A 26,116-nucleotide genomic window follows, 5' to 3' on the forward strand; every position below is an offset into this window, starting at 1 on the left:
TTACTCACTTTTGGGGATACCGGGAATGAAAGCATTGGTATTTTTGACGTAAGCGGCATAGCCGGGGCGACGACTATGGATGGTTTTTTCCATCAAACTGACACCACTGACTTTTAATAACAATAAAGTCATAATAATGGGCGATAACCACACCCATGGATTGCCAGTAGCGGCACCAAACAAACCGAATCCCCACCAGATCAGGCTTTCACCAAAGTAGTTAGGGTGGCGGCTATAGCGCCAGAGCCCGGTATCTAATACAGCATTTTGATTTCCGGCTTGATTGCGAAAGCGCATTAACTGGATATCGGAAACTACTTCCCAGTAAAAGCCAATGATGAATAATGCAGTCCCGGCGTAATCCAGCCAGTGCAAAGGCGCTTGATCATTAACCGCTGCATACAAGGGATAAGAAATGATCCAGGCCAGCACTGCCTGGAATGCAAAAATGATATAAACGCTTTTAAACCAGAAGTGGGGCTCGTTATTTTTACGGATAGTCTCATAGCGGTGATCTTCCTTACCCCAGTTACGCCAAGTGAGAAAGATGCTCAATCTAAGCGCCCACAGCGTCACGGCTACCAAAACCAGACAGCCGCGCGCAGATAAATCATAAGTAAAAATAGCAGTGATAAAAGCCGTGATTGCCATAAACAGGCTCCACATGCTATCGACATGGCTGTAATGGCTTGTAGCGAAGCTTAATAGCCAACCGCTCAGGGCAAACAACAGGATCGCAATCAATGCATACATATAAATCATGCCGATCTCCCGAGAACGGTTTGGTTGAACTGACGGCGTATCCAAAGCAATAATGGCATGGCGATGGCCCATTCGAATGCTACCCACGCCAGGCTGAAAGCGGGAGAGGGTAGTTGTATCACGTGCAACTGTGCTGAACCTAGATAAGCCAGGGGGCCAAAAATACCGCCCAATATGGCAGCGAGCAGAGGTTTATGCTGTAACCAGCGCATGCTGACATTCAAGGTGCTGGCAAATGCCAGCCACAATGCAATCATCCAGAGTGGAATATAACTTACCCAGAATTCCTGGTGTTCAAAGCTGATCAATCCCATGGTGTAACCGATCTGATCCAGCAAACAGCCTATCAGAGCGGTAATGAGCAAGGGTAAAGCTTGCTGCCAATCTTCAACCCACTCTAAATGGGCTAAAGTAAATATGATGACCAGCAGTAAAACAGCGAATCCCAATCCTGGTTCAGCTGAAAGCACACATGCCCACCATAGTAATTGGAAAGAAATAAAATTAAATATAATCAATTTATTAGAGTTCATATTTAATGTTTTATCTCTCATTTTTTTGAGAAAAGGTAATGACTAACCCACCAGGTTTGTCCATGGTGATAACCAAATAATTCAGCACACGCCATATAAAATATCCGCCAGCGCTGTCGCCAGAGTTCAGCGTCATTCGTACCATAGATGGAGTGCAACACAGGGGTAAGGGCAGCGTGGTTCTTATCCATGTTTTCCAGCCAGGCATTGGCGGTTTTTTCGTAATGAGTACCGTCCCAGCGCCATTTTTCGATAATTTTCAAGTCATCCTGGAAGTAGAGCGGCAGATCGTCACTCGGCATCATGCCACCACTGAAGAAGTACTGACTCATCCAGTCATCATCTGCTTTCACATCAAATGTATATGGCGCGTGGCGATGCACAAAAATATGCTTGAAAAATAGTCCATCCGCTTTCAGCCAGCGTGCTACTTTGGCATAGAGAATCTGGTAATTTCTCATATGTTCAAACATCTCAACCGATACGATGCGGTCAAACGTCTGCTCAATATCGAACACATTCATATCCGCAGTAATGATGTTGATATTAGAAAGCCCGCGCAGGTTGGCCTGCTGCAGAATGTATTCTCGTTGTGAAGCGGAATTAGAAACGCCGGTGATTTGGGCATTCGGATAATGGCTGGCCATCCATAACGTTAATGACCCCCAGCCGCAACCCAATTCCAGTATATGTTGACCGTCTTGCAGCAGCGCATGGGCACAGGTTTGTGACAATGCCAGCTGCTCGGCTTCGTCCAGGGTTTTGGTCTCCGGCAACCAGTAACAGCTGCTGTATTTACGGTTAACCCCCAGGCAATAGCTGTAAAATGTAGCCGGGATTTCATAATGTTGCGCATTGGCTTTTTCAGGTAACGGGGCGATCTCCGAGCTTTGCATCTGCTCGACGAACCTGATCAATGCCGATTGCGCGAGCTCGCAATTTTCATCATTGATTTCGATTAACCTGTCCTTGCATAGCTTTTGTATGCCCTTACGAATAAGTGCATCAGGTATTAAGCCTTTTTCGGCCAGTTTTAGCGCTGTCGCAGCAGTTGAATTCATAATTATTATCGCACTAGCCAAATCATTGTTCTTATGTCCATCATAAACTGTGTTTAGTTTCATCATGCAAGAAATTTTTAAATGATGAGCATTGAATAACGTGACGGTCTACAAAGATAATAGATAAATGCTTTTAAACTTATCTCTTTATAGATCTATTTAGCATGTATACTGATCTGTATATTTCATTAAATACTTTGAGATGAATACCTCTATGACGCATACACTTTACCGTTATATCTTTATAGTTTTTGTCATGGCTCTATCGGCTTGTACGCAGGTCTCCAAGCCCACTTCAGGCAATAATACAGGCAATGTTGATTGGCCAAGTTACGGCTTAGACCTGCAATCGCAACGGTTTTCAAACCTGTCGCAGATTAATCAGCAAAACGTGGCTCAATTAAAAACGGCATGGTCGGTTGAAACTGGTGTCAAAGCAACTTTTCAGGCTACACCTATCGTGGTTAATGGTGTCATGTATGTCAGTCTGCCTTTTAATCATGTGTTAGCGCTTGATGCGGCGACAGGTAAACAACTATGGAAATATTCACATGTCCGCAAAGCAGACTGGGCGATGTGTTGCGGCCCTGCCAATCGGGGAGTTGCAGTGTCTCAAGGCAAGGTATTTATTGGTACTGTAGATGCAAGGCTGATTGCGCTGGATGCTAAAACCGGACAAAAGCTTTGGGATATTGATGTCGCAGCCAGCCAGGTGACTACTGAGCAGCAAGGCACATTAAATAATAGTGACCCTAATAAAACCCGGAAAATCACCGGTGGTACTGGTGTTGGCATAGCCATGGCGCCGGTGGTGTTTAACAACAAAGTCATCATTGGCATTACCGGTGTGGGCTATGGATTACATATTGATAATCCCCGTAGCGATGCACCCTTGGGAGCTGTGATAGGCGTCACTGGCCGATATGGCCGCCCGGGTTTCCTGGCTGCATTTGATGCGAATGACGGTCACCGGGTCTGGCAGTTTGATACTATTCCGACCAAAGGATGGGAAGGTGATTTTACGACCGACACTGCGGATGGCAGCCATTTTGAACGCGATCTTGCAGAAGAAAAAACAGCCCTGAAGAAATATCCGGATGCAGCGACATTTGGGGGAGGTTCAGCCTGGAGCACACCAGCGATCGATGCCAGTACCAATACCTTGTATTTCGGCACTGGCAATCCTTCCCCACAAATGAATGATGTCTCAAGGCCGGGAGATAATTTATATACCGTTTCATTAGTCGCGCTGGATACCGAGACCGGTAAATATAAGTGGCATTACCAGCAAGTGCCGCATGACTTGTGGGGTTACGATTTGGCCAGCCCTCCCATCCTTTTTCAATATAAACATCAAGGTAAAGACATTGCCGCCGTTGGGCAAGCCAGCAAAACCGGTTGGTTTTATATTCACAATCGGAGCACTGGTGAATTTCTAGCCAAATCGGAGGCTTTTGTTCCGCAGCATAACCTGTTTAAAAAACCTGGCGTCGAAGGGACGATTGTTTATCCAGGGATTCTTGGCGGCTCAAACTGGTCACCTGCCAGCGTAGATGAACAGCAACGAAAGGTTTTTGTTGCTGCCATGCATAGCCCGATTAAATACACTATCCACGAAACAGACAGCGACGATGGCAAGCATTCCATGCGCTACACATCCAGCGAACCTACGGATGATGCACGCTGGGGCTTGCTAAGCGCTATAGATTTAAATTCCGGAAAGATCGCCTGGCAGCAAAAAACGCCGCAGCCTTTGGTTGGCGGGGTGTTGTCTACCGCGGGAGGCTTATTATTTTGCGGTGAAGGCAATGGTAAATTCACGGCTTATGCGAGCCAAACCGGTAAAGCCTTATGGCATCACCAATCGCAATATGGAGTGAATGCACCGCCTATCACTTACCAGGTGAATGGCGAACAGTATATTGCAGTAGTCAGTGGCGGAAACTCGTTGTTTGGGTTTAAACAAGGAGATAGCGTACTGACATTTAAGCTGCCAAAAAACTAAATGCCTTTCGCCTCAAATGTTAATAAAATTTGCTGTACCTCGTTAAATACACTATGAAAGGATGTATTTTAAATTAGTTATCGGAATAATTAATTTAAGTAAAAATAATAATTGACATGTAAATCCAGTCCGCATAAATTAGCGTAAATGTGTTTTGTTGCGCATCTGTTTGAGCACTTGATTGCATTTGCAAAAAAGTGCTCGATTATTTTGTGAAATCAAAAACTTATGAATAAGTGCTGGTAATTGAACGTTGCGGAAATGTGACCGTCAAATAACAAAATAAAAGCAATACAGACTTATCCTTGATATTAAAAACAAGATAGGAATCGCAATGCTTAGTGGGGTAGTACCGGGGAATTCCAAACGCAAAGAGCTATGGGCTTTAGAATCTATTATTATTTATGGATTCATCAGCTTTTTTACGCTATTAGTTATCCTGGGCATCACCAGCATCATTTATTTGCAACGATTTTCTGAAACCAATCGCTGGATCACCCATACCAATCAAGTCATTTCCAAACTAGACAGGGGCTTGGGCCTTTTTAATCAGCTTGAGGTTTCCCAGCGTGGGTTTCTTCTCACAGGCGATACCAGCGCTATCAATCGCCGTGACCTGGCACTGGCTGAACTGCAAAAAGACATTACCGAGCTATCGGTTCTGACTAAAGACAACAGTTTCCAGCAAAAACAAATCACCTTGTTGAGACGCTTAATCGATAGTCGACTGGTGTACTTTAACCAGATTGTCAATATGGCCCGAACCACTTCTGCTGAACAATTGAATGCGTTCTTGCGCAAAGACTCCATACGCAGGGAGGATATGCTGGAAATCCGTGGTGTGTTCAGCGCCATGTCATTGGAGGAACAGAACCTGCTGGCTGACCGAACAGAGCTGGAACAGGACCATACGAAAGACTTGCTGACGCTGTTTGTAGTGATGTCAGTCGCTATCCTGATCTTTTTCCCTATGCTGATCTGGCGCATACAGCGCGACCTTAAAATCCGTAAACAAGCCTCTCTCGAACAAAAACGGCTCACGGACATACTGGACGCATCGCCAGACCTGATCGCCAATGCCAATCTGCAAGGCGATTATTTCTACCTGAATAGAGGAGGGCGCAAATTGCTGGGGATAGGGGAAGACGAAGATATCACTTCTCAGCCTATTTCCCGGATGCGCCCCGCCTGGGCGATCGACATCATTCATAACAAAGCCATTCCTTCAGCGATCACTACCGGTATGTGGAGCGGGGAAACGGCTTTTATCAACCGTGGCGGGATCACTATTCCGGTCTCTCAGGTAGTGGTGGTGCATAAAGATGCGAATGGCGTTGCTTCACACTTGTCTACAGTGGCGCGTAACGTCAGTGACTTCAAGAAAATTGCACATGACCTCAAACATGCTGCCGTTTATGACCAAACCCACAGTGAGGTGTTAAGGCTGTTCAATGCCAATTATGACCGCTCGCATATCCTGCCCGGCATGCTGGATATCCTGGCCAGGAATCATCCATTCCCGGTGTCTGCCATTTACACCTATGACGAATGGAGTGGTATTTATAAACTGGAAAGTACACATGCGGTGCCGACGAACATCCTGACTGAATTCAAACTCGGGCATGGCGTGATAGGGGAGGCGATCCAAAACAATCAGACACTGGTCTTGAGCGATGTTGAAGAATTCCCTTCCTTAACCATCGAGACCGGGCTACTTTCCATCCAGCCGGCCGGTATTATGATCTGCCCGGTCATTTACCAGGAAAAACCGCTTGCTGTACTTGTGCTTGCGGCCAGCCAGACTATCACAGAGCGAGACCAGACCTTTATTGAGCGTTTGTCAGCGCAATTGGGTGTCGCACTGCACAATATCCAGCAATATGGTGACCTCAAACTTCTGGCGGACCAGTTACACCTGCGTAGTGAGGAGATCGGCCTGAAAAATGCGCAGTTGCTCGAAGCAGATAAAATGAAATCTGAGTTCCTGGCCACCATGTCACATGAGCTGCGCACGCCGTTAAATGCCATTATTGGTTTTTCGGAGATACTCAAAGACGGGTTGATCGGACCTTTAGAAGATAAACAGAGAGTATATGTCACTGACATTTTTGAGAGTGGGCAACACCTGCTTTCTCTGATTAACGATGTGCTTGATTTATCTAAAATTGAAGCAGGGCGCATGGAGCTTGAAGGGGAAGTCATTGATATCCAGGGCCTGCTACAGAACAGCCTGTCGATTATCAAGGAGAAAGCCTCTGCGCAGCGCATTAAACTGCAAGCGGATCTTTCAGAGTCACTAGACAGAGCCTGGCTGGATGCACGCAAAGTGAAACAGATTGTTTACAACCTGCTATCCAACGCAGTCAAGTTTACGCCTGAAGGTGGACAGGTGACTTTACAAGCCAGCCTGGTTACGCGTGAGGAAGTCCTAAAGCAAACAAAAAATATCCTGCAAAACCATTATGCAGGGATTGGTAATGCCGAACAATTCATTCAAATCGCTGTGACAGACACTGGGATAGGGATCGAAGCTGACGATATTGCTCGGCTTTTCCAGCCATTCGTACAAGTGGAAAGTACCCTTTCGCGTCGTTTTGAAGGTACCGGGCTAGGCCTGGCACTAGTGCGTAAACTCGCTGAGTTGCATAGCGGGGCAGTAGCGGTGAAAAGTACGCCCGGCAAAGGCAGCACGTTTACTGTTTGGCTGCAATACAAAAGCAACCTGATTGATGCCGCCTTGGCGACCACATCATCGGGCGAAAGTATCAGGCAACTGGTGCAGAATGAAAACCCGCATGTATTGGTGCTGGAAGACGATGACCGGGCTGCGGATTTGATCAGACTACAGCTGGAATCAGACAAATGCAGGGTCACGAGAGCGGCCACCGCCGAAATAGCGCTTGCCATCCTGGCGGATGGTATCCCTCCAGATCTGATCACGCTGGATATTCTGTTGCCTGGCATGGATGGCTGGGAGTTCCTGACCAAATTAAAAACCAATCCCAAGTTGGCGCATATCCCGGTGGTGATTATTTCTATTGTCGCCGATAGCAACAAAGGCTTGTCACTGGGTGCTGCGCAGGTATTACAAAAACCTGTCTCCGCCGATGATTTGCAAAATGCATTAGCAAAGCTTGGCTTTACCAAGCCTTCAAACAACCAGCCAGGCGCAAAAGTGTTGGTGGTGGATGATGACCCCAAAGCAGTGGAAATCATTTCTTCATACCTTGAACATACCAAGCACACAGTGTTACGTGCTTATGGCGGCAACGAAGCCACCAACATTGCGAAATTACAGCAGCCGGATTTGATTGTGCTGGATCTGATGATGCCGGAGATCAATGGTTTTGAAGTGGTAGAAGAACTGCGAAAAGACTCACGTACGGCAAAGATCCCTATCATTATTGTGACTTCAAAATTCCTGACACCGCCTGAACAGCAAGTGTTGAAAGGGCATGTACTCGCGGTGCTAGAGAAGTCGGAATTTAATCACGGCAATTTCCTTAGCGAAGTACATCGCGCCTTGGCTGGTAAAGTTAAACGCACCTCTGAACCGAAAGCTTAGAGGCAACTATGGCAAAAATCCTGATCGTTGAAGATAACCCAATTAATATGAAACTGGCACAACTACTTCTTGAAACCTCAGGACATGAGGTATTGCAGGCTGTGAATGCACTCGATGGGCTGGATATTGCGCGTACCCAGTTACCCGAAGTGATATTGATGGACATACAGTTGCCCGGTATGGATGGGCTGACTGCTGCTCGCTTGCTTAAAGATGACAGTAAGACCCGTGACATCAAGATTATTGCGTTGACGGCATTTGCAATGAAAGGTGATGAAGAAAAAATGCGTAATGCCGGTTGTGATGGCTATATTGCCAAACCTATCCGCTACAAAGAGTTCTTGGAAACGGTCGATGGCCTGCTATAGGAAAACACCAGGGGGCTTTAAGGCAGGGTTAAGCAACCTGATGGCAAATTCAAGCATTGAAATCAGCTTGTGGGGGTTCTAAACAACATGGATATGAAAGTCACTCGCAAAACCATTCTCATCGCAGATGATGAAGAAAAAAACCGTACTTACCTGGAAGCCATCCTTAGCGCTGAAGGCTATGCCACACTGCAAGCCTATGATGGAAAAATGGCGTTTGAGCTGATTAAAGAACATCAGCCTGATCTGATTCTTCTAGACGCCATGATGCCAGAGCTCAATGGGTTTGAATTGGCCGAACAGTTGAAAAGTAATGAAGCGACGAAAGTGATCCCTATCATCATGATCACAGCACTGGTTGACCGGGACTCCAGGATGCGCGCTTTACAATGTGGGGTAGAGGAGTTTGTCACCAAGCCGGTTGACCGGGCTGAGCTCTGGATACGCGTCCGGAATTTATTGCGGCTTAAGGAATATAACGACTTTTTAACCAACTACAGCCGTACGCTTGAAGTACAAGTCGAGGAACGCACAGAACAACTGCTGACTAGTTATTTTGATTCTATGTTCAGCATACTGCGGGCAGCGGAATTCCGTGATAAAGAAACAGGTGACCATATTCACCGGATTGCATTTTTCTGTAAAGAGCTGTCTGCATATATTGGCATGGGTTCAGAGTTCAGCGACACCATTTACCATGCCAGCCCCTTACACGATGTTGGCAAAATAGGCATTCCTGATCGCATTTTGCTAAAACCGGGCCCTCACACCCCTGATGAATGGGAAATCATGAAAACCCATGCCGCTTTAGGACACAGCATTCTGGGTAACGGGAAGAGCACATCGCCATTCACCATGATGGGCGCCGAAATTGCCCTGAATCATCATGAACGCTGGAATGGGACTGGTTACCCGAATGGGATAAAAGGGGAGGCTATCCCACTATCTGCACGGATTATGGTGATTAGTGATGTATATGATGCTTTGCGCAGCAGGCGTCCATACAAACCAGCGTTTACGCATGAGCACGCATTGCAGATCATGCTGAAAGGTGACGGACGCACACGTCCAGAACATTTCGACCCGATGTTACTCAGCGCATTCGAAAAGCTGGCTGAGCGCTTCAGGGAAATATTTGAAGAGCACGCTGACTTGCCTTAATAATTAGTGCTTCAAGTTTTAATTTGAAATGGATACGGATTAATATTTACGGTTTTTCTTAGTCTGCATCACTAACGTGGTCGCACTTTCGCTAGTAGGCATAAATTAAGTTATCCGCATCGCTCTTACATTATCTGTAGATGCATGTGATGCGGATACTCAAGGGTATCCGCAATTATATTTAGCCCGTTTTCACACTCATCTCTGCTGATGGGGCCTCCCAAGCAAATTCTGACTGCTTCGGGAGGGTTATTATCAGTACTGAATGCTGAACTTGCTACTACACTTATTCCTTGAGATCTGAGGTGCATGGCGAGTTCTGAAGAGCGCCAACCAGTGGTATTAGGGATTGGCAGCCAGATATGAAATCCTTCTGGATGCGACATGAATGGCCACATATCCAAAACTTTAGAAGCAATTTTAACGCGTGCAACAGACTCTAACTTAATGGCTTTAAGCATGTCATCAATCAAGCCACTCCTAATCCAATTAGATACTAGTAAATTTGTAATAGGGCTGGACATTACCGATGTTGCTCTTAAAGAGCCGGCTAATCTTTGAGTTTGTCTTGGAGAGGGTGCTGCTACAAAGGCTGTCCTCAAGCCTGCACCAAAGCATTTAGAGAAACCACTGATATACCAGGTTATCTCTGGGGCAATACTCGCTATGGTATCCAACTTGTCTGTTGGTAGCATTCCATAGGCATCATCTTCGATAATTGCTATGTTGTAACGCATGGCTATATCGGCAATCGCTTCTCTTCTGTGTTTAGTAATGGTTAATGTACTTGGATTCTGAATGGTCGGGTTGCAATAGAACGCTTTCACACGGCTGGTTTTGCAAGCATCTTCTAGCGCAGAAACAATTGGGCCATCCTTATCACTAGGGATTGATAAAAGTGCGATATTCAACTGTGCTGCAATCGCTTTGATACCCGGATATACAAGATCCTCAACACAAATCGTTTCGCCAGGTCTTGCAAGGTTTGTCATAAGTGCAAGTAGCACTGAATGGATACCAGAACATATTAAGGTGTTTTCAGCTTTGCAGTTAGGCACATAAGTACTTAGCCAGGCTGCAGCAATTTCTCTATCTTCAGGAGTGCCCCCAAAATCCTGATATCTCAATAAATCATAAATATCTGAATTGGAAATAATACGAGCAGCATCATCCTTAATTTTCTGAGCTACAGATGCCGGCTCGGGAGGCATATTCATAGTCATGGCGATGCTACTGCCATCTCTGAGTTTAATTGCAGGAGGCTTACCTTTTATATAAGTGCCTGAACCAGCCTGGGAGTCAATTAATCCTCTTCGCTTCGCTTCATTGTAGGCTCTAGAGACGGTTGTGTAATTCAACCCCAGGAATTGAGACAGCTCCCTTAATGTTGGTAACTGGTCTCGTGGACGAAGCCGTTCATTACTGATGTCTTCTTCAATCAGGTCTGCAACAAGCAGGTAAGCAGGCTTCTTGCTTTCGCTCAACCGTTTAATCCAGTGATGAATGTTCTGCGTCATTAACTACCCCCAAGCTTTTAACCAAGCACTATTTTGTAGCATTGAAATTGGACAAATTGCACCTAATTGATTCAAAGCTTGGTGCACTGCAAAGGCGTAAACAATCTCTACGCATGCTTTGAAAAAACTACAAATTACTAACAGCGATAATATATCAATATGATTGCATATTGATTGCTTTTTAATTAATTAATTATGGCATAACAGTTGCAGAAGTTGGTCAGCGTAATAAGTTTTGCGCATGTTTTTAAACCAACTCAGGGAGAGTTATGCATATGAAAAATGAAATGTTAGGTCTAAAGTTCAAGCTAAACGTAATTGGTGCATTAGTATTGGGTGGAATGTTTTCCAGTAATGCTCTGGCGGGCGCTACGATCAGTTTTGGAGAAGACAAGTTTGTACATCTTGGCTTTGGATTGAGAGCAGCATACACATCCGCTGAAGATGGGGCAGCAAATGGTAGATCGCGCGCAAATGACTTTGATGTTTACAGTGCCCGTGTCTATACAAATGCCCAACTAAACAAAGTGATTAAAGGAACGTTTAACTTCGAGGGCGTTCACGGTTCAGAAAGCACCACGAATGGTGCTGAAAGCTTTGAGGTCTATGAAGCGATCGCACAGTTTGAATTTATGCCAGAATTGAACATATGGGCTGGTCGCATGCTAACGCCCAGTGACCGCTCCAATTTGGATGGTCCATACTTTTTATCATCCTGGCTATATCCTGGACTAGTCGCTCAATACCCCAGCCAGTTGGCTGGCCGGGATACTGGTGTGACTGCCTGGGGCAAATTAATTGATCAACACCTGATCTATTCTTTTGGTGCTTACGAAGGGCACAACAATTACAGTCAGGCATCCAGCCAAGATGACAATTTACTTTATGCGGGCAGGATCCAATATGACTTTTGGGGACAGGGCATGACGCCTGCTTATTACACAGCGAGCACCTTCTATGGCAAGGAGTATTTGTCTGTAGGCTTGGCGACTCAATACCAAAAGAATGGCGTGGGTAGTATGAATGCCAAAGGGGATTACCTTGGATACAGTGCTGACATTCTATTTGAGAAAGATGTTGGTATTGGGTATCTTGATATCGAGGTAGGTTTGTACAAGTTCGATACAGATGGGAAATCGGATGTGTCTACAGGCTTACTGGTATCTACACCTAACCTAACCGCCAATGTAGGGGGTATCAGACAAGGCAAGGCATATCTCTTTTCTTCCGCGGTTTTATTTCCACAACAAGTTGGCTGGGGAAAGTTGCAACCTTATTTCAGGTATCAAAAGTTTGATGCTGATTCCACAAGCGGTGATGGCGGACTGTTATCTGTAGATGTACTTTCAAGTGAATCGAAGCAGTATGATTACGGTGTTCACTATGTAATTGATGGGCACAATGCACGTTTGAGTGCTACTTATACCAAAAATGAATTTTCAAATGCTGCCGACCAGGACAAATTAACGGTAGGCGTGCAATTGCAATTCTAAATAAAGTCAACTTTTAACCCCTCTCTCTTTGCCCGATTCGTCGGGCTTTTTTTTGTTTGATGCACTTATTTCTTGCACTGTTTGCATTCCTTACTGGTGCATATTGAATCAATTTGGTGCGCTAAGTGAATGCCAAAAAAGAGCACTTCAAGCATTTCAAAAAACTTAAAAAAATCATGTAGCGATCAATCGTATATTTTATCGTATTGATTGCATATTGATTGCATTATTATAAATTATTGATGGCATATAGATTGCTATATTTGACTTGAAGAGAAAATGAGTTCTTTTCATTTCAGACAATATTTATGGAGAAATATATGCCAGCGATCACTGCCCCCAAACATCAAGACGGTGAATTTTTTGTAGATTACGAAGAGAAGGTTTTTGAAGATGTTCAAGCCACTCCTGGACAGAAAGCATTAGTGACTTTCCACACCGTAGCTTTCGAGGGGTCAATCGGCTTTGTGAATATGTTGCAAGCGACCAGACTTCAACGCAAAGGTTTTGAAACATCCATTCTCCTATATGGCCCAGGCGTTACTCTTGGTGTTCAACGTGGTTTCCCTAAGTTAGGTGATGAAGCCTTTCCTGGACATCTTAACTTTAATCGCCAACTGACCAAGTTCATGTCAGAAGGCGGCAAAGTTTTCGCATGTCGTTTTGCACTCCAAGCTTTGTACGGTCATGGCGAACCAGCATTAATCGAAGGTATCCGTCCAATCAATCCATTAGATGTGCTTGATCTCAAACTGCTCCACATTCGTGACAACGCAGTGATTATTGATACATGGACTGTGTAATTAATTAAAGGATAGGTATCACGATGTCAGACAAGCGAATCATAAAAGCGGCAGCCGTTCAAATCTCCCCGGATCTTGAATCGCATGATGGAACCCTGAAAAAGGTATGTAACGTCATTGATGAGGCGGGGGCTCAGGGTGTGCAGATTATTGTATTCCCGGAAACCTTTGTTCCATATTACCCATACTTCTCGTTTATTACGCCTCCTGTCATTGCTGGCGCAGAGCATTTGAAGCTTTATGAAAAGAGTGTCGTGATACCTGGATCTGTGACACAGGCCATTGCAGAGAGAGCAAGGGTGAATCAGATGGTTGTCGTGCTTGGTGTGAATGAACGCGATAACGGTAGTTTGTATAACACTCAATTGATTTTTGATACCAATGGCGAGCTTCTGCTTAAACGCAGAAAAATCACGCCTACTTACCATGAGCGAATGATTTGGGGCCAAGGCGATGCTTCAGGATTAAAAGTAGTTGAAACCAGCATTGCCCGTGTAGGTGCTCTGGCTTGTTGGGAGCATTACAACCCGTTGGCCAGATATTCATTAATGACCCAACACGAAGAAATACATTGTGCTCAATTCCCTGGCTCAATGGTCGGGCAAATATTTGCTGACCAGATGGAGGTCACTATTCGCCATCACGCATTGGAATCTGGTTGTTTTGTTATTAACGCGACCGGATGGTTAACAGAGGATCAGATCAAGTCAATTACAGACGATCCCAAAATGCAGAAAGCACTAAGAGGTGGCTGTAATACCGCAATTATTTCTCCGGAAGGCCAGCATCTAGCCGAGCCGCTAAGAGAAGGTGAGGGGATGGTGATTGCCGATCTTGATATGTCTTTAATCACTAAAAGAAAAAGAATGATGGATTCCGTTGGTCATTATTCAAGACCCGAGCTCTTAAGCTTGGCCATTAATGACACTCCTGCGACCACCAAATTTTCAATGAATGAAGGGCGATCTCCGTCAGAGCAATTTCATATCGCAGAGGAGTTGAAACATGAAGACAAGCTTGGCAATTGAATCAAAACAAAGGCTAATCACTGAACTCCAGTCTACAGGACTAAGGCTGGAGCAACCTAATGTCGGCGCAGCGAGTCGTCGTGGTGGTGCGGGTCCTTCTGATCATAAAGCGGTCAGTATTGATGGAGTTACTGTGATGATTCCCGTACATACCAACACCGCTTGGAACTCTTCTTTCAAGGCAGACACACCTGATGAGAAAGGGATAAGCAAATTATTGAAAGGGCTAATTCCAATAGCTGACATCAGTTTTCCAAAAGCGCCAAAGTTCTACGACCTAGAGACTGCCGATGGAATCCCTTATTCACATATTGCAACCCTGCATAGTTCAGATGTCTTGGCCACAACAGTTTTGCAAACATGCATTCGATATGAAAGTAAGAAACAAGCATGTAAGTTTTGTTCAATCGGTCAATCTTTAGCCGCCGGACGAACTATTCCATTTAAAACGCCAGAGCAATTAGCTGAGGTGGCTAGTGCGGCAGTTAAATTGGATGGTGTTAAGCACATGATTCTTACTACCGGTACACCGGCGACGGATGATAGAGGTGCCAAAATACTCTGCGAGAGTGTGAAAGCAATCAAGAAAGCAGTTGATTTACCAGTTCAGGTGCAATGTGAGCCACCAGAAGATATGGACTGGTTCATGCGCATGAAAGATGTTGGCGTGGACTCAGTCGGGCTGCATTTAGAAGCAGTCACACAAGAGGTGCGCGAAAAAATAATGCCAGGTAAGGCAATGGTGTCTTTGGACAAATACTTTGAAGCCTTCAAGGTTGCAGTCTCAGTGTTTGGACGCGGCCAGGTCAATACATATATTCTTGCCGGGCTAGGTGACACCAAGGAAGCTATTCTGGAGATTTCCGAGAAACTAATTGAGATTGGCGTTTACCCGTTCGTAGTGCCATTTGTGCCAATTACTGGTACACCTCTTGAAGATCATCCAGCACCTAGTCCCGACTTTATGCGTTCGGTTTTAGAACCCCTGGGTGGCATGCTCAAACGTGCCCAGATGCGTTCAGCAGACATTAAAGCTGGCTGCGGAAAGTGTGGTGCCTGTTCTTCACTCTCAGCTTACGAGGTGGAATATGCTTGAATCTCCCTTAATTAATCCTAGCGTTTTTGACTACACACAATATTCGGAATTTCCAAAGTATCAGCCGGTTGAGTACCTAGTTAAGTGGGCAACTCAACCTTGGGAAATTGCACAAGCAATGCAAATCCGCAAAGACGTATTTTGTGAAGAACAGGGCATTTTTGACGGCAATGATAAAGATTCCATTGATGACAAAGCTCAACTGATTGTCGCAATTTCGTGCGAAGCCGGACATCCTGACAACGTCGTGGGTACAGTTCGTATTCATCAGGAAGAGCCAGGGATCTGGTTCGGATCTCGGTTAGCAGTCCATCAGAAATACAGATCGCAGGGCAAGCTTGGTGCTTCTTTAATCAAACTGGCTGTAAGCAGTGCCAATTGGGTGGGATGCCATACATTCTTGGCACATGTTCAAAGCCAAAATGTACCTCTGTTCAGACGTCTGCATTGGGAGATATTACAACAAGAAACACTCCTTAATAGATCTCATCACTTAATGCAGGCAAGGTTGGATAAATATCCACCTTTTCAAACACCACTTAACGGATTTGTAATCCAGACCAAGGGCTAAATATGGCGTTAAGTGAAATCGTAAAAATGCTTCGCTCCAGTCGTTTCTTTCAACATAAACACGACATTGCCGATGTGCTTGGCTATATGAACAAAGTGATGCCTGTGAGCGTCGATGACAACGTCCTGATCGGAGACGACTGTGCTGCCATACCGGATGCCGATGGCTATCTTTTATTCGCTATTGAAGGATTGGTCGGAGAGTTCGTTCGTGAGATGCCGTGGTTCGCAGGATATTGCGGGGTGATGGTAAACATCAGTGATATTTATGCAATGGGAGGAAGACCCATCGCTGTCGTCAACGCGCTATGGAGTGAAGGTGCAATCAACGCAGAGAAAATCGTTGAAGGCATGGCGAAAGCTTCAAAAGTCTATGGGGTACCAATTGTCGGCGGTCATTCTAATGTGAGGTCGAATCAAGGGCAATTAGCCGTGGCCATTATCGGAAAAGCTAAAAAACTGTTATCCAGCTTTAATGCCAGACCTGGTGACAAATTACTCATGGCAATTGATATGCGCGGGAAATTTGAAGGCGACTATCCATACTGGAATGCATCCTCTAAAGCATCTTCGGAACGTCTCAGAGGCGACTTGGAATTACTTCCTGAGATTGCTGAGGAAGGTCTTTGCGCTGCTGCAAAAGACATCAGCATGGCAGGACTTATCGGTACTTCCATCATGCTCATGGAGTGCTCCAAGGTTGGCGCCAATATTAATCTGGATCAAGTGCCAATTCCTCCAGTTGTACCGATGTTGAGATGGCTTTCTGCATTTCCGAGTTTTGGATTCATTTTGTCAGTAAAGCCAGAGCAAGCCGATGCAGTCATAGCCAAATTCAAAGACAGGTTCATAGCATGTCAGGAAATTGGCGTCATTAATGACTCAAATAAAGTCACCCTGGAATATCAGGGTAAAACAGAAACAGTCTGGGATTTAAATACCAGTAATTTCATCTTGCCTTCTGCACAAGAAAATTAGCAGGGCAGGGCACTAAAATTTTAGGAGAGAGAGATGCCAAGTGTCTATTTCAATGTGGTGTGGCCGGACGAAAGTCGGTCTCAATGTTACTCACCTTCAACAATCATCAAACAGTTTTTGGTGGAAGGCGAATCGTATGAAGTTCAACAGTTTCTGACAAAGGTGAGAGAAGGGTTGGGCGAGGCATCAGAGCGTGTGCGGGCAAAATATGGCTATAGCTGCTCGGCAGCCGCAGATCAATTAAAAACGATTGAAGAGTTAGTTGCCAAGGGTAATTTCCCTCCAGGGTCTACGGTACTTGTAAGACGCATTACCGAAAATGATCTTTAACTCTCCAGATACAAACAAGGAATAAATTATGAGTACTTCAAATCAGACAGCTTTAAGCGCTAGCAAAACACATTTTTCAGTCATTATTGTTGGCGGTGGCCAGGCAGGCCTGTCATTGAGTTATTACCTGCAGCAGTCAAATACCGATCATTTGGTCATTGAAAAATATTCTGCTGCGCATGCATGGCGTACACAACGCTGGGACACGTTTTGCTTGGTAACACCTAATTGGCAATGCAATTTACCTGGATACTCCTACAGCGGAAGTGATCCTCATGGCTTCATGGTGAAAGATGAAATCATCGCATTTCTGGACGGTTTCATTAAGCATGTAAACCCACCAATTAAAGAAGGGGTGGAGGTAAAGCAAGTTAAAGCAAACCCTCTGGGTGGCTTCAGTGTTTCCACATCATCAGGTGAATACACAGCTGGTCAAGTCGTCGTAGCATCTGGTGGTTACCATGTGCCGATTATTCCAAGAATGGCTGAAAGAATCCCTTCTTCAATTAAGCAAATCCATTCCGAGCAATACAGAAATCCAGCATCACTGCCTGCAGGAAACGTACTGGTTGTCGGTTCTGGCCAGTCAGGAGCACAAATTGCTGAAGACTTACATTTGGCGGGGAAAAAAGTATTCCTCGCAGTTGGTGACGCGCCAAGATGTGCTCGCTTCTACCGTGGAAGGGATGTCGTAGATTGGTTAGCAGACATGAATTATTACGATCTGCCAGTTGATAAACATCCTCTGCGTGAAGGTGTTCGTGACAATACTAATCACTATGTCACTGGCAGAGATGGTGGTAGGGATATCGACCTGCGAAAATTTGCCAGTGAAGGTATGGAGCTATTTGGCTACCTGAATGAATTAAGAGACGGAAAACTTCAATTCAGCGGCAATCTTGGTGAAATGCTGGATCAGGCAGATGCAGTCTATAACCGCATTAATGCTTCGATTGATAAACACATCGCAGAAAACAACATTGATGCACCAGCCTCCTCAACCTATGACCCACTATGGAAGCCTGATCAAGAGAAACTGGAACTGGACTTGATCGCTGCCGGCATTACCAGCATTGTTTGGTGTATTGGTTTCAGACCTGACTTTAGCTGGATTGACCCACCCATTTTTAACGGCCGTGGTTACCCAGCACATGTACGAGGGGTGACATCTCAGAAAGGGCTCTATTTCCTGGGGCTGCCCTGGTTATATACATGGGGTTCAGGCCGTTTTTCTGGCATTGATCGCGATGCGCAATACATTTCTGATGTCATCAGTTTAACAAAGGCTGATGTTGAGAAAACCATGATTGCGGCTTAAATATGAGCATGCTTGAAGAGGTCTACATAGCTGGAATGCCACACCTTTCTTACCAAGGATTGTCTGAAAATTGGTTATTAAAAGAGTGTGGCCATAGACATTGGCTTGCTTTAGCAGAACTGAATAATCAGTCGCTGCCAGACTTCCATGATGTTTCAGGTAACAAAGCATATGCTGCATTTACTGCAGTAAAGATTACCTCTAAATCGCTGAATAAAATTGAAGAAAACCAGTCATTTTCAATGCGCTCAGAAGTCACTAGAGTGGGTGCTGCTCGATACTATGGGGAGCACTCTGTTTTATCTAGAAGTTTTAATGCAGCTCAGATATCCATGCTCTCGACATTTGTCTATAGAAGAGAGCATGGCAATAACCAATCTATTACCAGAGCCAACTTTGTAAATGAACCAAAAGAATTTAATGGCGACCGTGAAGAGTTAAATGATTGGATTACTTTTGCAAAAGCAGCCCGGAGTAATAACTGGGTTGAACATCTAGGTATTCAAAGATATTACTCAGGTGAGAAGAAAAGCATCACCTTTAATCCATCGCCATATTCTGATTTTAATGGCGCTTATTTTTTGTACTTCGCTAATTTCCAGAACTTTATTGATAAAGCTGAGTGGGAATGGTTTGCAAGGGATTCGCTTTGGGCATTGGACCAGAGGGAATTATATTTCTACGGAAACATTAATGTTGGAGATCCATTGATAGTCACGCTTGGATCGGTCCTGGAATCAAAAAATGAATTGAAGCATTGGTGTGAGGTATTCAATCAGCACAACGTAAAAATTGCTGACGTATTTACCAATAAAAGAAAGGCTTGATATGCAGTCGAAATTGGATGATGAAACTATTCACGATTTATCTATCACGCCCGAACGTGATGTGACAATCAAGCCTATTTATACTACTGAGGACCTTGCTGGCATTGATCATTTAAATACTATGCCTGGTCAACCGCCTTATCTCAGAGGGGCTTATGCAACTATGTATACCGAAAGGCCATGGACTATTCGGCAGTATGCTGGGTTCGGCGATGCGCAGACTACTAACAAGTTATATCTTGAGGCCATCCAAAATGGAGCCACAGGGCTTTCAGTCGCTTTTGATTTACCAACGCACAGAGGAATTGATTCAGATAGTGCATTTGCAGAAGGTGATGTGGGAAAGGCTGGAGTAGCAATAGATAGTGTCGAAGACATGAAGATATTATTTGCAGGTGTCCCCCTGAATAAAGTGTCAGTTTCCATGACCATGAATGGAGCCGTACTTCCGGTCATGGCGTCTTTTTTAGTAGCTGCTGAGGAAATGGGATATCGATTTGAGGATCTGAATGGCACTATCCAGAATGATATCCTTAAAGAATTCATGGTTAGAAACACATATATATACTCACCTCAATTTTCACTACGAGTCGCTGGAGATGTAGTGGAATTCAACTCCCAACACGTGCCCAAGTTTAATTCAATGTCTATCTCCGGCTATCATTTCCAGGAGGCTGGAGCCGGACCGGTGTTGGAATTAGCATTAACTTTATCCAATGCCAAAACATACATAAACTACGCAATCACAAAAGGCATCGACATCAATAAGTATTGTGAAAGCCTCTCATTTTTCTTCTGTGTGGGCTCCAATTTTTATTTAGAGATAGCAAAACTAAGAGCGGCCAGGGTCTTGTGGTCAGAAATGCTGAAAAATCTCGGCGTTTCGAGCACTAAAGCTAAGGCATTAAGGATGCATTGCCAGACATCCGGATGGTCATTAGTTGCCGGTGACCCACTTAACAACATAGCTAGAACCACTGCACAAGCGATGGCAGCTGCGTTTGGTGGGACGCAATCGTTACACACTAATTCTTATGATGAGGCCTACTCACTTCCAACAACTGAATCTTCTAAAGTCGCTAGGGATACTCAAAGAATCCTACAGTCTGAAACCGGAATTTGTGATGTGATTGATCCCTGGGCTGGCTCTTATATGATGGAAAAGCTGACATCAGATGTGATAGTTGAAGTGAAGAAAATTTTTGCTGAAATTGATTCGATGGGTGGCATGATTAAAGCACTTGATGCTAAATGGGTGCAAACCATCATTCAGGAAAAATCAGCAGAAACGCAGGCTAAGATTGATTCAGGAGTTAAGCCAATTATTGGTAGTCAAAGTAAACCTGAGAGCTCAACTAGTCTGGATGTAGATTCATATGCCTTACGAGCAGCCCAAACAAATAAGTTGAAGGTTTTAAAGTTAACCAGGAATGCCCTGGACGTTAAGCGAGCGCTTAGGCATATATCTCACATAGGTCAGTCTGGAGAAGGCAATTTATTGGCAGCCACAATTGAAGCTATTAAATGTAGAGCCACGATTCAAGAGTGTACTGAAGCATTGGCAAAGGCGAATTTAAGATTTACTCAGGCTCCAGTACTGACTAAGCAAGTCTATGGAGAGGTGATGTGTGATAGTGCTGGATGGACACATTGTAAAAACATTGTGTTGGAAGCTAGTAAATTGCTTCATCGTCCTCCAAGAATCTTGGTCACTAAAATTGGACAAGATGGTCACGACAGAGGATTAAATGTGATATCTACAATTCTCACGGACTCTGGCTGCATTGTTAAACAGGCTCCGCTTTTCACAGATATCAAAACAATGATTGAGCTAGCAATTGAGTTTGATGCAGATTTAATTGCTGTATCGTCATTGGCAAACTCGCACAATATTCTCATACCCAAACTAATGATAGAAGTTAACAAAAAAGGTTTAAGCACGCCGATAGCGTTGGGTGGGATCATTCCCACTAACCACCACCAAGCACTACTTGAAGTAGGTCTTTCTTATGTTATGGCACCAGGGGAAAGTATCTTAGGGGCTATTCCAATTCTTATTAACCTTATTACAGCGCATCGGTTACTCAGTAACGAGAAATTGCAAAAAGCTTAAATAATATTTTACTTCCTAACGTTAGAAAGACCCAGGTATTGGCTGAGCCGGAAAATCAGTTATCTTTTTCTTTCATCTAAAATTTAACATAATATACATTATGCGAATAATAAGATGGGCGATATTCATATTGATAATAATACAAATAATTAGTAGGTATTTCCTGCACTCATTCGACATTTATTATCGCATTATCCCTGTAGCATCTTAACTCTACATTGGGAGATACCAAATGCAGTTGTTATCGACAACAGACATGGTGAAAAAGATTTCTGAGTCATGGTCATTTGTGAGCGGTACAGCTTTCGCGTTTAAGGAAAGCAACCATCGCTCTACCATAGATGACCACCAGGGCCTGATGGCTGTGATTTTGCCTATGTATATTGATAGCCTGCCTCAGCGGGAATCAATCGCGATTGGCTTGATATTGGATGACGCTGAAGCAATTAAAGTGGCCTCACATATGTTTGGGCTTGACCCTGAAACGCTTTCAGCGGCAGATATACAGGATGCAAAAAAAGAGACCTGTAACATCCTCGGCGGTAATCTGGTTGTGGGTGAAAATAGCAAATTAGGACTGCCCAAAGAAATTCCATTAACTGAATTTCTTGATCTACAAAAAAATGCGACATTCAGTATGCTGTTTGTCAGTGATAAGCCGAACGAGGACCTGGTTAATCTGGTGATCTTCGACGTCAATAATGAATCTTCCGGGGAATTTTTATCATGAGTACAGTGAAAGGCGGCGCAGCCAAATTTTTGATTGTCGATGACAGTCGAGCTATCCAGAGCATTATCAAAAGAGTCATTGAGTCTTGTAATTATCCCAACCTGGAAATTCGAAGTGCGAATGATGCAGAAGTTGCGATGGAAATTCTGGAAAAATATACGCCGGACTTAATCATTACTGACTGGCATATGCCAAAGATTAGCGGCCTGGAATTTTGCCAGCATGTGTGCCAAACCTATGGCAATCGTATCCCTATCGGCTTTATTACTACCGAATCTAATATGGATAAAATAGAATCTGCTTATAAAAGTGGTGCGAAATTCGTCATCAACAAACCATTTCAAGATGTTGATTTGAAAACATATTTAAAAAAGTTTGTGCCCTTTTCTTCTGATGAATCAGCGGCCGACAAGGTCGGCGAGGAGTTGGCAAGTGTCATGACTTTGCTTTCCAGCATGCTCAAAGGCCAGGCATTCACGCTTGAGCCCTGCCCTGAATTAAAGCTGGCAGATTACAGCGAAAATAATCTGATCGGCCTGTTTGGTGAAAACGGGAAAACACCGCCGGTGAATGCACTGGCCATTATGGAAATGAGTGCTGTCGGCATCCTGTGGGCACTCAATAATGACCAACCGGCCATGGTGCCTTCTTTCATAAAAAACGGCTCCGCTTCAAATGATCAATTGGATGAAGCACGTAAATTTATGGATGAGTTCGGCGCAGGCATGTCAATCAGCAAAAAAAATGGCCCACTTAAGCTGGCACGCTCAAGCATCGTGAGCAGACAGTTTCCCCGCCTGGAAATGTCATTGAAGACCAATGAAGGCCGGGCTGACTATAAATTGAATGTACCAGGCGTTGGCACGGGTTATATCACCTATATCAAACTGATCTAGGAGCATTTATGGCTTATACCTTTAATGAAATATTTGGCAGCATCGCACTGTTGATCAGCTGCGGCGCAGCCTTTTTGCTTGTCAGGTTGTTATTAAGTAACACCATGCAGCAGGAGAAATTTTTCAATTCATTGGGAAGGTGTCATGCAGAATTGCAAAATTCATCAAAGAATCTTGAAACGCTATGCGCGATACTGGATCGACGTTTCTCCAACATGGAAGAAAATTCAAAACAGCCGGATCCATTACTAATCAACACCTTGCAGAGATTTGATAAAGTATCTAAAGAAATTCATGAGCGACTGGATGAAATGTTTATCACCAGTTCTTTAGGGAATAGCGAAAAACAAGGCAATGATATGCCTAGCGAAGCTGTGGTCAGTGAAATCAGCAAATTGCAAAGCAGCATGGCAGAGATCGCCAACCAGCTACGCAAAAGTAATTACCTCTCTATGGATGAGAACGCTGAGCTTGGCGCTATGCGTAAACGCATAGAGAGCTACCAATCCATGGTCATGAAAGCGCGTTCAGAAGCCAAAGACTCAGAATCCATGATGTCTGAACTTAGGCTTGAGATAAAACAATTACAGAATGCCAAAAAGCCCAATCCGGCTGCCGAAGCCAGTGCTGAAAATCAGCGTTTGCAGGACCAATTGGAAGATGCAGAGCGCGAGAAAAAGGTATTAGAAGAGAAAATCAAAGTGCTGGACAATGAGATGCAACGCAACAACATTGAAAAGAAATTTATCGAAGACCGGTTTATCGAACTTTCATGACGCATTCATCATGATCATACGTCTAACCGGCCATCATTCATATGGCCGCTTTTTTACTTCAATAAAGGTTTTTTTCTTTCTATCTGTTTAAGCTTGTTTGAGGCAGCCAATTGTTGTCGCTGCGATTCTTTTAGCTGCCCTTTTATCACACCAACATTCTCACGCAATTCATTGACCAGCTTTTGATTTTTGGCAGACTGGCTCTTGGTAACTGCGTGTTCTTTGAGTAAAGATTTTTTCAATTCGCTGATTTCAGACTCCAGCTTGTAGGCCCGCTGCCGCTCACGATCAACTTCCAAAAATGACTTCGCTTCCAGCTTTCTGAACTTGTCTTCAGATAACTTCAATGCGGCATGCAGTTTATTGAATTCAGCAGAAAATTCATTGTTGATACTCTTTAACGAACCCTCCAGTGCAGACTTTTCATTTTGCAGCATCTTGACAGTTTCTTTCTGTGTTGCAGAAACTTGGTGGTCGATGAGGAATCTTTTTTCACTTTCCTGCAGCTGTTTTCTGATAATCACGAGTTCTGAATGCTGCTCTGCATTCAGGTTTTCGAGTTTTTTCAACTGAGTCTTGAGGTTTTCCAACTCAAGCTTGTTACTGCTTTCCAGGTTATTGATCACCGAATGTTTTTCTTTAACATTCTGCTTGGCCACCTCAAGCGCAGATTTCCATAAGGTACTGAGCGCTTCGCCAGCGAATTCGCGCAGTGTATCCGGCAAGCCCGAATGCTCTACATCCACCCTATTTTTAAGCCTGAGTTCATTCCAAAAATTATTTACCGTTTGCGCTGGCGTGGACATGGTGCCTTTTCGAACAAGCTGATACAGCTTATTTGCGGTTGGCTGTATCCCATAGCGAAAGAACATCAATCGGCATACTTCACGATACAAATCTTTTACTTGTGGAAACTGGCTGCGAAGCACTTCAACATCCTGGACTAGCTTGGCTTCATTGATATGAGTAGAGGTCATGTTTCGAATAATCAGATTGCTTAGTTTGTTTTGTGACAAAAATATGTACTAAATAGTTTGCACGAATTTTTATTCAGCCGATTTTTGGTCGTCCAACATACATAATGACTCATGTTATTGGCATCATTTCATTTTCACGTTAAATGATTGATTTAAATTGGTATTTTTCATGATTAATTCATATTTATGTTAAGCATCAGACAAAAAGCCTGAATTATTTTTAACAAGTTTTTCACTAATGTTAATATTTTGCTGCAGATTTATCTGCAGTTCAGGAGGGAGGCCATGAATAATAAAAACAAAATAAAAAAATTGCATACGCAATGTTTATTAAACTGGAGTTTAAAAGTGGGTGATCAATTAGGTACGTTGAGCAAACCTAAAGCAATCAAGCTAGCCAATGTGAAACCGGCAGTATTTCATCGCTGGAAATCAGGTAAATTGGCAGCACCAAGCTGTAAACTGAATCGCATAAAACACCATGCATTTGCTACATTAAGGATCAGGCATCGAAAAAAACTGAACCTGTGCCTTGCTGTTGGACTGGATGAAGAAATGATCAGAGCGCAATTTCTTTGGAAGAATATGATTTTTGATCAGTTAAGCATGGTAGCCAAACGCAGATTTTTTACCGGTTTAAAAAAACGCTATCGTTAACTAGTGATTTTATAAAAAACTAGAAACGTTATAAAGCCACTCACTATGAGTGGCTTTTTTTATTTAACTTTTGATAAAAATAGGATAAATATCTCAACTTGATCCCACGTGAAGTGCATAAAAAAAGCCAGCATCTTGCAATGCTGGCTTTTAAACTTGCTATTGACTACATTGAATTTGGTGGAGCTGGGGGGAATCGAACCCCCGTCCGCAAGCCCTCCACAGACAGTTCTACATACTTAGCCTTGTTGTTTAATTTAATCTATACCTCACCAACAGACAAGCAGTGTATAGACGAGTTACCTAAAGGTTAATGAAGTGCTAAGTAACCCAGCACAACACGTATCCCGTGTATATGACACTGCGTATGGGTTACCCCAATCCAACCCACGGGAGAGCTGGTACAGCGTCCAGCAGAACTAAGCTGCTAGAGAGTAAGTTTCGTCGTTTGCGACTATACTTGTTTCAGTTGTATTTACGAGGTAGCTGAGCCTCGGTATGCCCTGCACTGCTTTGTAACCCACGTCGAAACCTGGTCATCCCCAAAACAGA

Annotated in this window: 23 protein-coding genes and 1 other RNA gene; 18 read left to right on the forward strand and 6 right to left on the reverse strand. The window is 44.0% G+C overall.

Annotated elements, in window-relative coordinates:
* From VK958_RS12540 to VK958_RS12550, 3 genes are read right to left on the reverse strand one after another with little or no spacing between them, the layout of a single operon-like run.
* Complete coding sequence (locus VK958_RS12540) at positions 1-762, reverse strand: DUF1295 domain-containing protein (protein WP_325241848.1); 762 nt, start codon at positions 760-762, stop codon at positions 1-3.
* The gene (locus VK958_RS12545) at positions 759-1,316 is read right to left on the reverse strand and encodes a DUF2878 domain-containing protein (protein ID WP_325241850.1); all 558 of its coding nucleotides are present in this window, start codon (positions 1,314-1,316) and stop codon (positions 759-761) included. The genes VK958_RS12540 and VK958_RS12545 overlap by 4 nt, the downstream gene beginning before the upstream one ends.
* Positions 1,313-2,356: an SAM-dependent methyltransferase gene (locus VK958_RS12550; RefSeq protein WP_325241852.1), complete on the reverse strand. Its 1,044-nt coding sequence runs from the start codon at positions 2,354-2,356 to the stop codon at positions 1,313-1,315. The genes VK958_RS12545 and VK958_RS12550 overlap by 4 nt, the downstream gene beginning before the upstream one ends.
* A gap of 214 nt (positions 2,357-2,570) precedes the next feature.
* On the opposite strand from VK958_RS12550, the gene VK958_RS12555 reads away from it, so the two are divergent.
* The 4 genes from VK958_RS12555 to VK958_RS12570 all read left to right on the forward strand — a co-directional run bounded on the left by VK958_RS12555 (position 2,571) and on the right by VK958_RS12570 (position 9,455).
* Positions 2,571-4,361, forward strand: coding sequence for a pyrroloquinoline quinone-dependent dehydrogenase (locus tag VK958_RS12555; protein ID WP_325241854.1), 1,791 nt, complete (start codon positions 2,571-2,573; stop codon positions 4,359-4,361).
* A 334-nt stretch (positions 4,362-4,695) separates the two neighbouring features.
* Positions 4,696-7,926, forward strand: a complete 3,231-nt coding sequence (locus VK958_RS12560; RefSeq protein ID WP_325241856.1) for a response regulator — start codon at positions 4,696-4,698, stop codon at positions 7,924-7,926.
* 8 nt (positions 7,927-7,934) lie between these two features.
* Positions 7,935-8,294 carry a response regulator gene (locus tag VK958_RS12565; protein ID WP_325241858.1) on the forward strand — a complete coding sequence of 120 codons (360 nt, stop codon included), beginning with the start codon at positions 7,935-7,937 and terminating at the stop codon, positions 8,292-8,294.
* Between the two features lie 93 nt (positions 8,295-8,387).
* Complete coding sequence (locus VK958_RS12570; RefSeq protein ID WP_325241860.1) at positions 8,388-9,455, forward strand: response regulator; 1,068 nt, start codon at positions 8,388-8,390, stop codon at positions 9,453-9,455.
* Between the two features lie 125 nt (positions 9,456-9,580).
* Here the strand turns inward: VK958_RS12570 and VK958_RS12575 are convergent, their stop codons facing one another.
* A complete protein-coding gene (locus VK958_RS12575; RefSeq protein ID WP_325241862.1) occupies positions 9,581-10,972 on the reverse strand; it encodes an aminotransferase-like domain-containing protein in 1,392 nt (463 codons plus the stop codon).
* Positions 10,973-11,247: 275 nt separating this feature from the next.
* Between VK958_RS12575 and VK958_RS12580 the strand changes: the two genes are divergently transcribed.
* The 13 genes from VK958_RS12580 to VK958_RS12640 all read left to right on the forward strand — a co-directional run bounded on the left by VK958_RS12580 (position 11,248) and on the right by VK958_RS12640 (position 23,930).
* Entirely contained in the window at positions 11,248-12,465 is a 1,218-nt protein-coding gene (locus VK958_RS12580; protein ID WP_325241864.1) for a porin, read from the forward strand.
* 320 nt (positions 12,466-12,785) lie between these two features.
* Positions 12,786-13,268: an MSMEG_0572/Sll0783 family nitrogen starvation response protein gene (locus VK958_RS12585; RefSeq protein WP_325241866.1), complete on the forward strand. Its 483-nt coding sequence runs from the start codon at positions 12,786-12,788 to the stop codon at positions 13,266-13,268.
* Between the two features lie 23 nt (positions 13,269-13,291).
* Positions 13,292-14,296, forward strand: coding sequence for a Nit6803 family nitrilase (locus VK958_RS12590; RefSeq protein ID WP_325241868.1), 1,005 nt, complete (start codon positions 13,292-13,294; stop codon positions 14,294-14,296).
* Positions 14,274-15,392, forward strand: a complete 1,119-nt coding sequence (locus VK958_RS12595; protein WP_325241870.1) for an MSMEG_0568 family radical SAM protein — start codon at positions 14,274-14,276, stop codon at positions 15,390-15,392. The genes VK958_RS12590 and VK958_RS12595 overlap by 23 nt, the downstream gene beginning before the upstream one ends.
* On the forward strand, positions 15,385-15,963 hold the full coding sequence (locus tag VK958_RS12600) for an MSMEG_0567/Sll0786 family nitrogen starvation N-acetyltransferase (protein WP_325241872.1): 579 nt from the start codon (positions 15,385-15,387) through the stop codon (positions 15,961-15,963). Before VK958_RS12595 ends, VK958_RS12600 begins: the two co-directional genes overlap by 8 nt.
* 2 nt (positions 15,964-15,965) lie before the next feature.
* Positions 15,966-16,940, forward strand: a complete 975-nt coding sequence (locus VK958_RS12605; RefSeq protein WP_325241874.1) for a sll0787 family AIR synthase-like protein — start codon at positions 15,966-15,968, stop codon at positions 16,938-16,940.
* A 33-nt stretch (positions 16,941-16,973) separates the two neighbouring features.
* Positions 16,974-17,270, forward strand: coding sequence for an MSMEG_0570 family nitrogen starvation response protein (locus tag VK958_RS12610; protein ID WP_325241876.1), 297 nt, complete (start codon positions 16,974-16,976; stop codon positions 17,268-17,270).
* 28 nt (positions 17,271-17,298) lie between these two features.
* Positions 17,299-18,588 carry an MSMEG_0569 family flavin-dependent oxidoreductase gene (locus VK958_RS12615; RefSeq protein WP_325241878.1) on the forward strand — a complete coding sequence of 430 codons (1,290 nt, stop codon included), beginning with the start codon at positions 17,299-17,301 and terminating at the stop codon, positions 18,586-18,588.
* 2 nt (positions 18,589-18,590) lie between these two features.
* On the forward strand, positions 18,591-19,415 hold the full coding sequence (locus tag VK958_RS12620) for a Pnap_2097 family protein (protein ID WP_325241880.1): 825 nt from the start codon (positions 18,591-18,593) through the stop codon (positions 19,413-19,415).
* 1 nt (position 19,416) lies between these two features.
* On the forward strand, positions 19,417-21,528 hold the full coding sequence (gene scpA / locus VK958_RS12625; protein ID WP_325241882.1) for a methylmalonyl-CoA mutase: 2,112 nt from the start codon (positions 19,417-19,419) through the stop codon (positions 21,526-21,528).
* A gap of 232 nt (positions 21,529-21,760) precedes the next feature.
* Complete coding sequence (locus tag VK958_RS12630; protein WP_325241884.1) at positions 21,761-22,258, forward strand: chemotaxis protein CheX; 498 nt, start codon at positions 21,761-21,763, stop codon at positions 22,256-22,258.
* Positions 22,255-23,154, forward strand: a complete 900-nt coding sequence (locus VK958_RS12635; protein WP_325241886.1) for a response regulator — start codon at positions 22,255-22,257, stop codon at positions 23,152-23,154. The genes VK958_RS12630 and VK958_RS12635 overlap by 4 nt, the downstream gene beginning before the upstream one ends.
* Before the next feature lie 8 nt (positions 23,155-23,162).
* Complete coding sequence (locus VK958_RS12640; protein ID WP_325241888.1) at positions 23,163-23,930, forward strand: hypothetical protein; 768 nt, start codon at positions 23,163-23,165, stop codon at positions 23,928-23,930.
* A 53-nt stretch (positions 23,931-23,983) separates the two neighbouring features.
* Here the strand turns inward: VK958_RS12640 and VK958_RS12645 are convergent, their stop codons facing one another.
* Entirely contained in the window at positions 23,984-24,946 is a 963-nt protein-coding gene (locus VK958_RS12645) for a DNA-binding protein (protein ID WP_325241890.1), read from the reverse strand.
* 246 nt (positions 24,947-25,192) lie between these two features.
* On the opposite strand from VK958_RS12645, the gene VK958_RS12650 reads away from it, so the two are divergent.
* Positions 25,193-25,564 (forward strand): hypothetical protein, encoded by a 372-nt coding sequence (locus VK958_RS12650; protein WP_325241892.1) that lies wholly within the window; start codon positions 25,193-25,195, stop codon positions 25,562-25,564.
* 178 nt (positions 25,565-25,742) lie between these two features.
* Here the strand turns inward: VK958_RS12650 and ssrA are convergent.
* Positions 25,743-26,108: a transfer-messenger RNA gene (ssrA, locus tag VK958_RS12655) on the reverse strand.
* Positions 26,109-26,116 lie beyond the last annotated feature (8 nt).

Source organism: Methylophilus sp., from assembly GCF_035460085.1.
GTDB lineage: Bacteria > Pseudomonadota > Gammaproteobacteria > Burkholderiales > Methylophilaceae > Methylophilus.

Excerpts from the sequence above, each read along its gene's own strand:
- VK958_RS12540 (WP_325241848.1), bottom strand. The coding sequence starts at position 762 with ATGATTTATATGTATGCATTGATTGCGATCCTGTTGTTTGCCCTGAGC.
- VK958_RS12545 (WP_325241850.1), bottom strand. The coding sequence starts at position 1,316 with ATGAGAGATAAAACATTAAATATGAACTCTAATAAATTGATTATATTT.
- VK958_RS12550 (WP_325241852.1), bottom strand. The coding sequence starts at position 2,356 with ATGAATTCAACTGCTGCGACAGCGCTAAAACTGGCCGAAAAAGGCTTA.
- VK958_RS12555 (WP_325241854.1), top strand. The coding sequence starts at position 2,571 with ATGACGCATACACTTTACCGTTATATCTTTATAGTTTTTGTCATGGCT.
- VK958_RS12560 (WP_325241856.1), top strand. The coding sequence starts at position 4,696 with ATGCTTAGTGGGGTAGTACCGGGGAATTCCAAACGCAAAGAGCTATGG.
- VK958_RS12565 (WP_325241858.1), top strand. The coding sequence starts at position 7,935 with ATGGCAAAAATCCTGATCGTTGAAGATAACCCAATTAATATGAAACTG.
- VK958_RS12570 (WP_325241860.1), top strand. The coding sequence starts at position 8,388 with ATGAAAGTCACTCGCAAAACCATTCTCATCGCAGATGATGAAGAAAAA.
- VK958_RS12575 (WP_325241862.1), bottom strand. The coding sequence starts at position 10,972 with ATGACGCAGAACATTCATCACTGGATTAAACGGTTGAGCGAAAGCAAG.
- VK958_RS12580 (WP_325241864.1), top strand. The coding sequence starts at position 11,248 with ATGAAAAATGAAATGTTAGGTCTAAAGTTCAAGCTAAACGTAATTGGT.
- VK958_RS12585 (WP_325241866.1), top strand. The coding sequence starts at position 12,786 with ATGCCAGCGATCACTGCCCCCAAACATCAAGACGGTGAATTTTTTGTA.
- VK958_RS12590 (WP_325241868.1), top strand. The coding sequence starts at position 13,292 with ATGTCAGACAAGCGAATCATAAAAGCGGCAGCCGTTCAAATCTCCCCG.
- VK958_RS12595 (WP_325241870.1), top strand. The coding sequence starts at position 14,274 with ATGAAGACAAGCTTGGCAATTGAATCAAAACAAAGGCTAATCACTGAA.
- VK958_RS12600 (WP_325241872.1), top strand. The coding sequence starts at position 15,385 with ATGCTTGAATCTCCCTTAATTAATCCTAGCGTTTTTGACTACACACAA.
- VK958_RS12605 (WP_325241874.1), top strand. The coding sequence starts at position 15,966 with ATGGCGTTAAGTGAAATCGTAAAAATGCTTCGCTCCAGTCGTTTCTTT.
- VK958_RS12610 (WP_325241876.1), top strand. The coding sequence starts at position 16,974 with ATGCCAAGTGTCTATTTCAATGTGGTGTGGCCGGACGAAAGTCGGTCT.
- VK958_RS12615 (WP_325241878.1), top strand. The coding sequence starts at position 17,299 with ATGAGTACTTCAAATCAGACAGCTTTAAGCGCTAGCAAAACACATTTT.
- VK958_RS12620 (WP_325241880.1), top strand. The coding sequence starts at position 18,591 with ATGAGCATGCTTGAAGAGGTCTACATAGCTGGAATGCCACACCTTTCT.
- scpA (WP_325241882.1), top strand. The coding sequence starts at position 19,417 with ATGCAGTCGAAATTGGATGATGAAACTATTCACGATTTATCTATCACG.
- VK958_RS12630 (WP_325241884.1), top strand. The coding sequence starts at position 21,761 with ATGCAGTTGTTATCGACAACAGACATGGTGAAAAAGATTTCTGAGTCA.
- VK958_RS12635 (WP_325241886.1), top strand. The coding sequence starts at position 22,255 with ATGAGTACAGTGAAAGGCGGCGCAGCCAAATTTTTGATTGTCGATGAC.
- VK958_RS12640 (WP_325241888.1), top strand. The coding sequence starts at position 23,163 with ATGGCTTATACCTTTAATGAAATATTTGGCAGCATCGCACTGTTGATC.
- VK958_RS12650 (WP_325241892.1), top strand. The coding sequence starts at position 25,193 with ATGAATAATAAAAACAAAATAAAAAAATTGCATACGCAATGTTTATTA.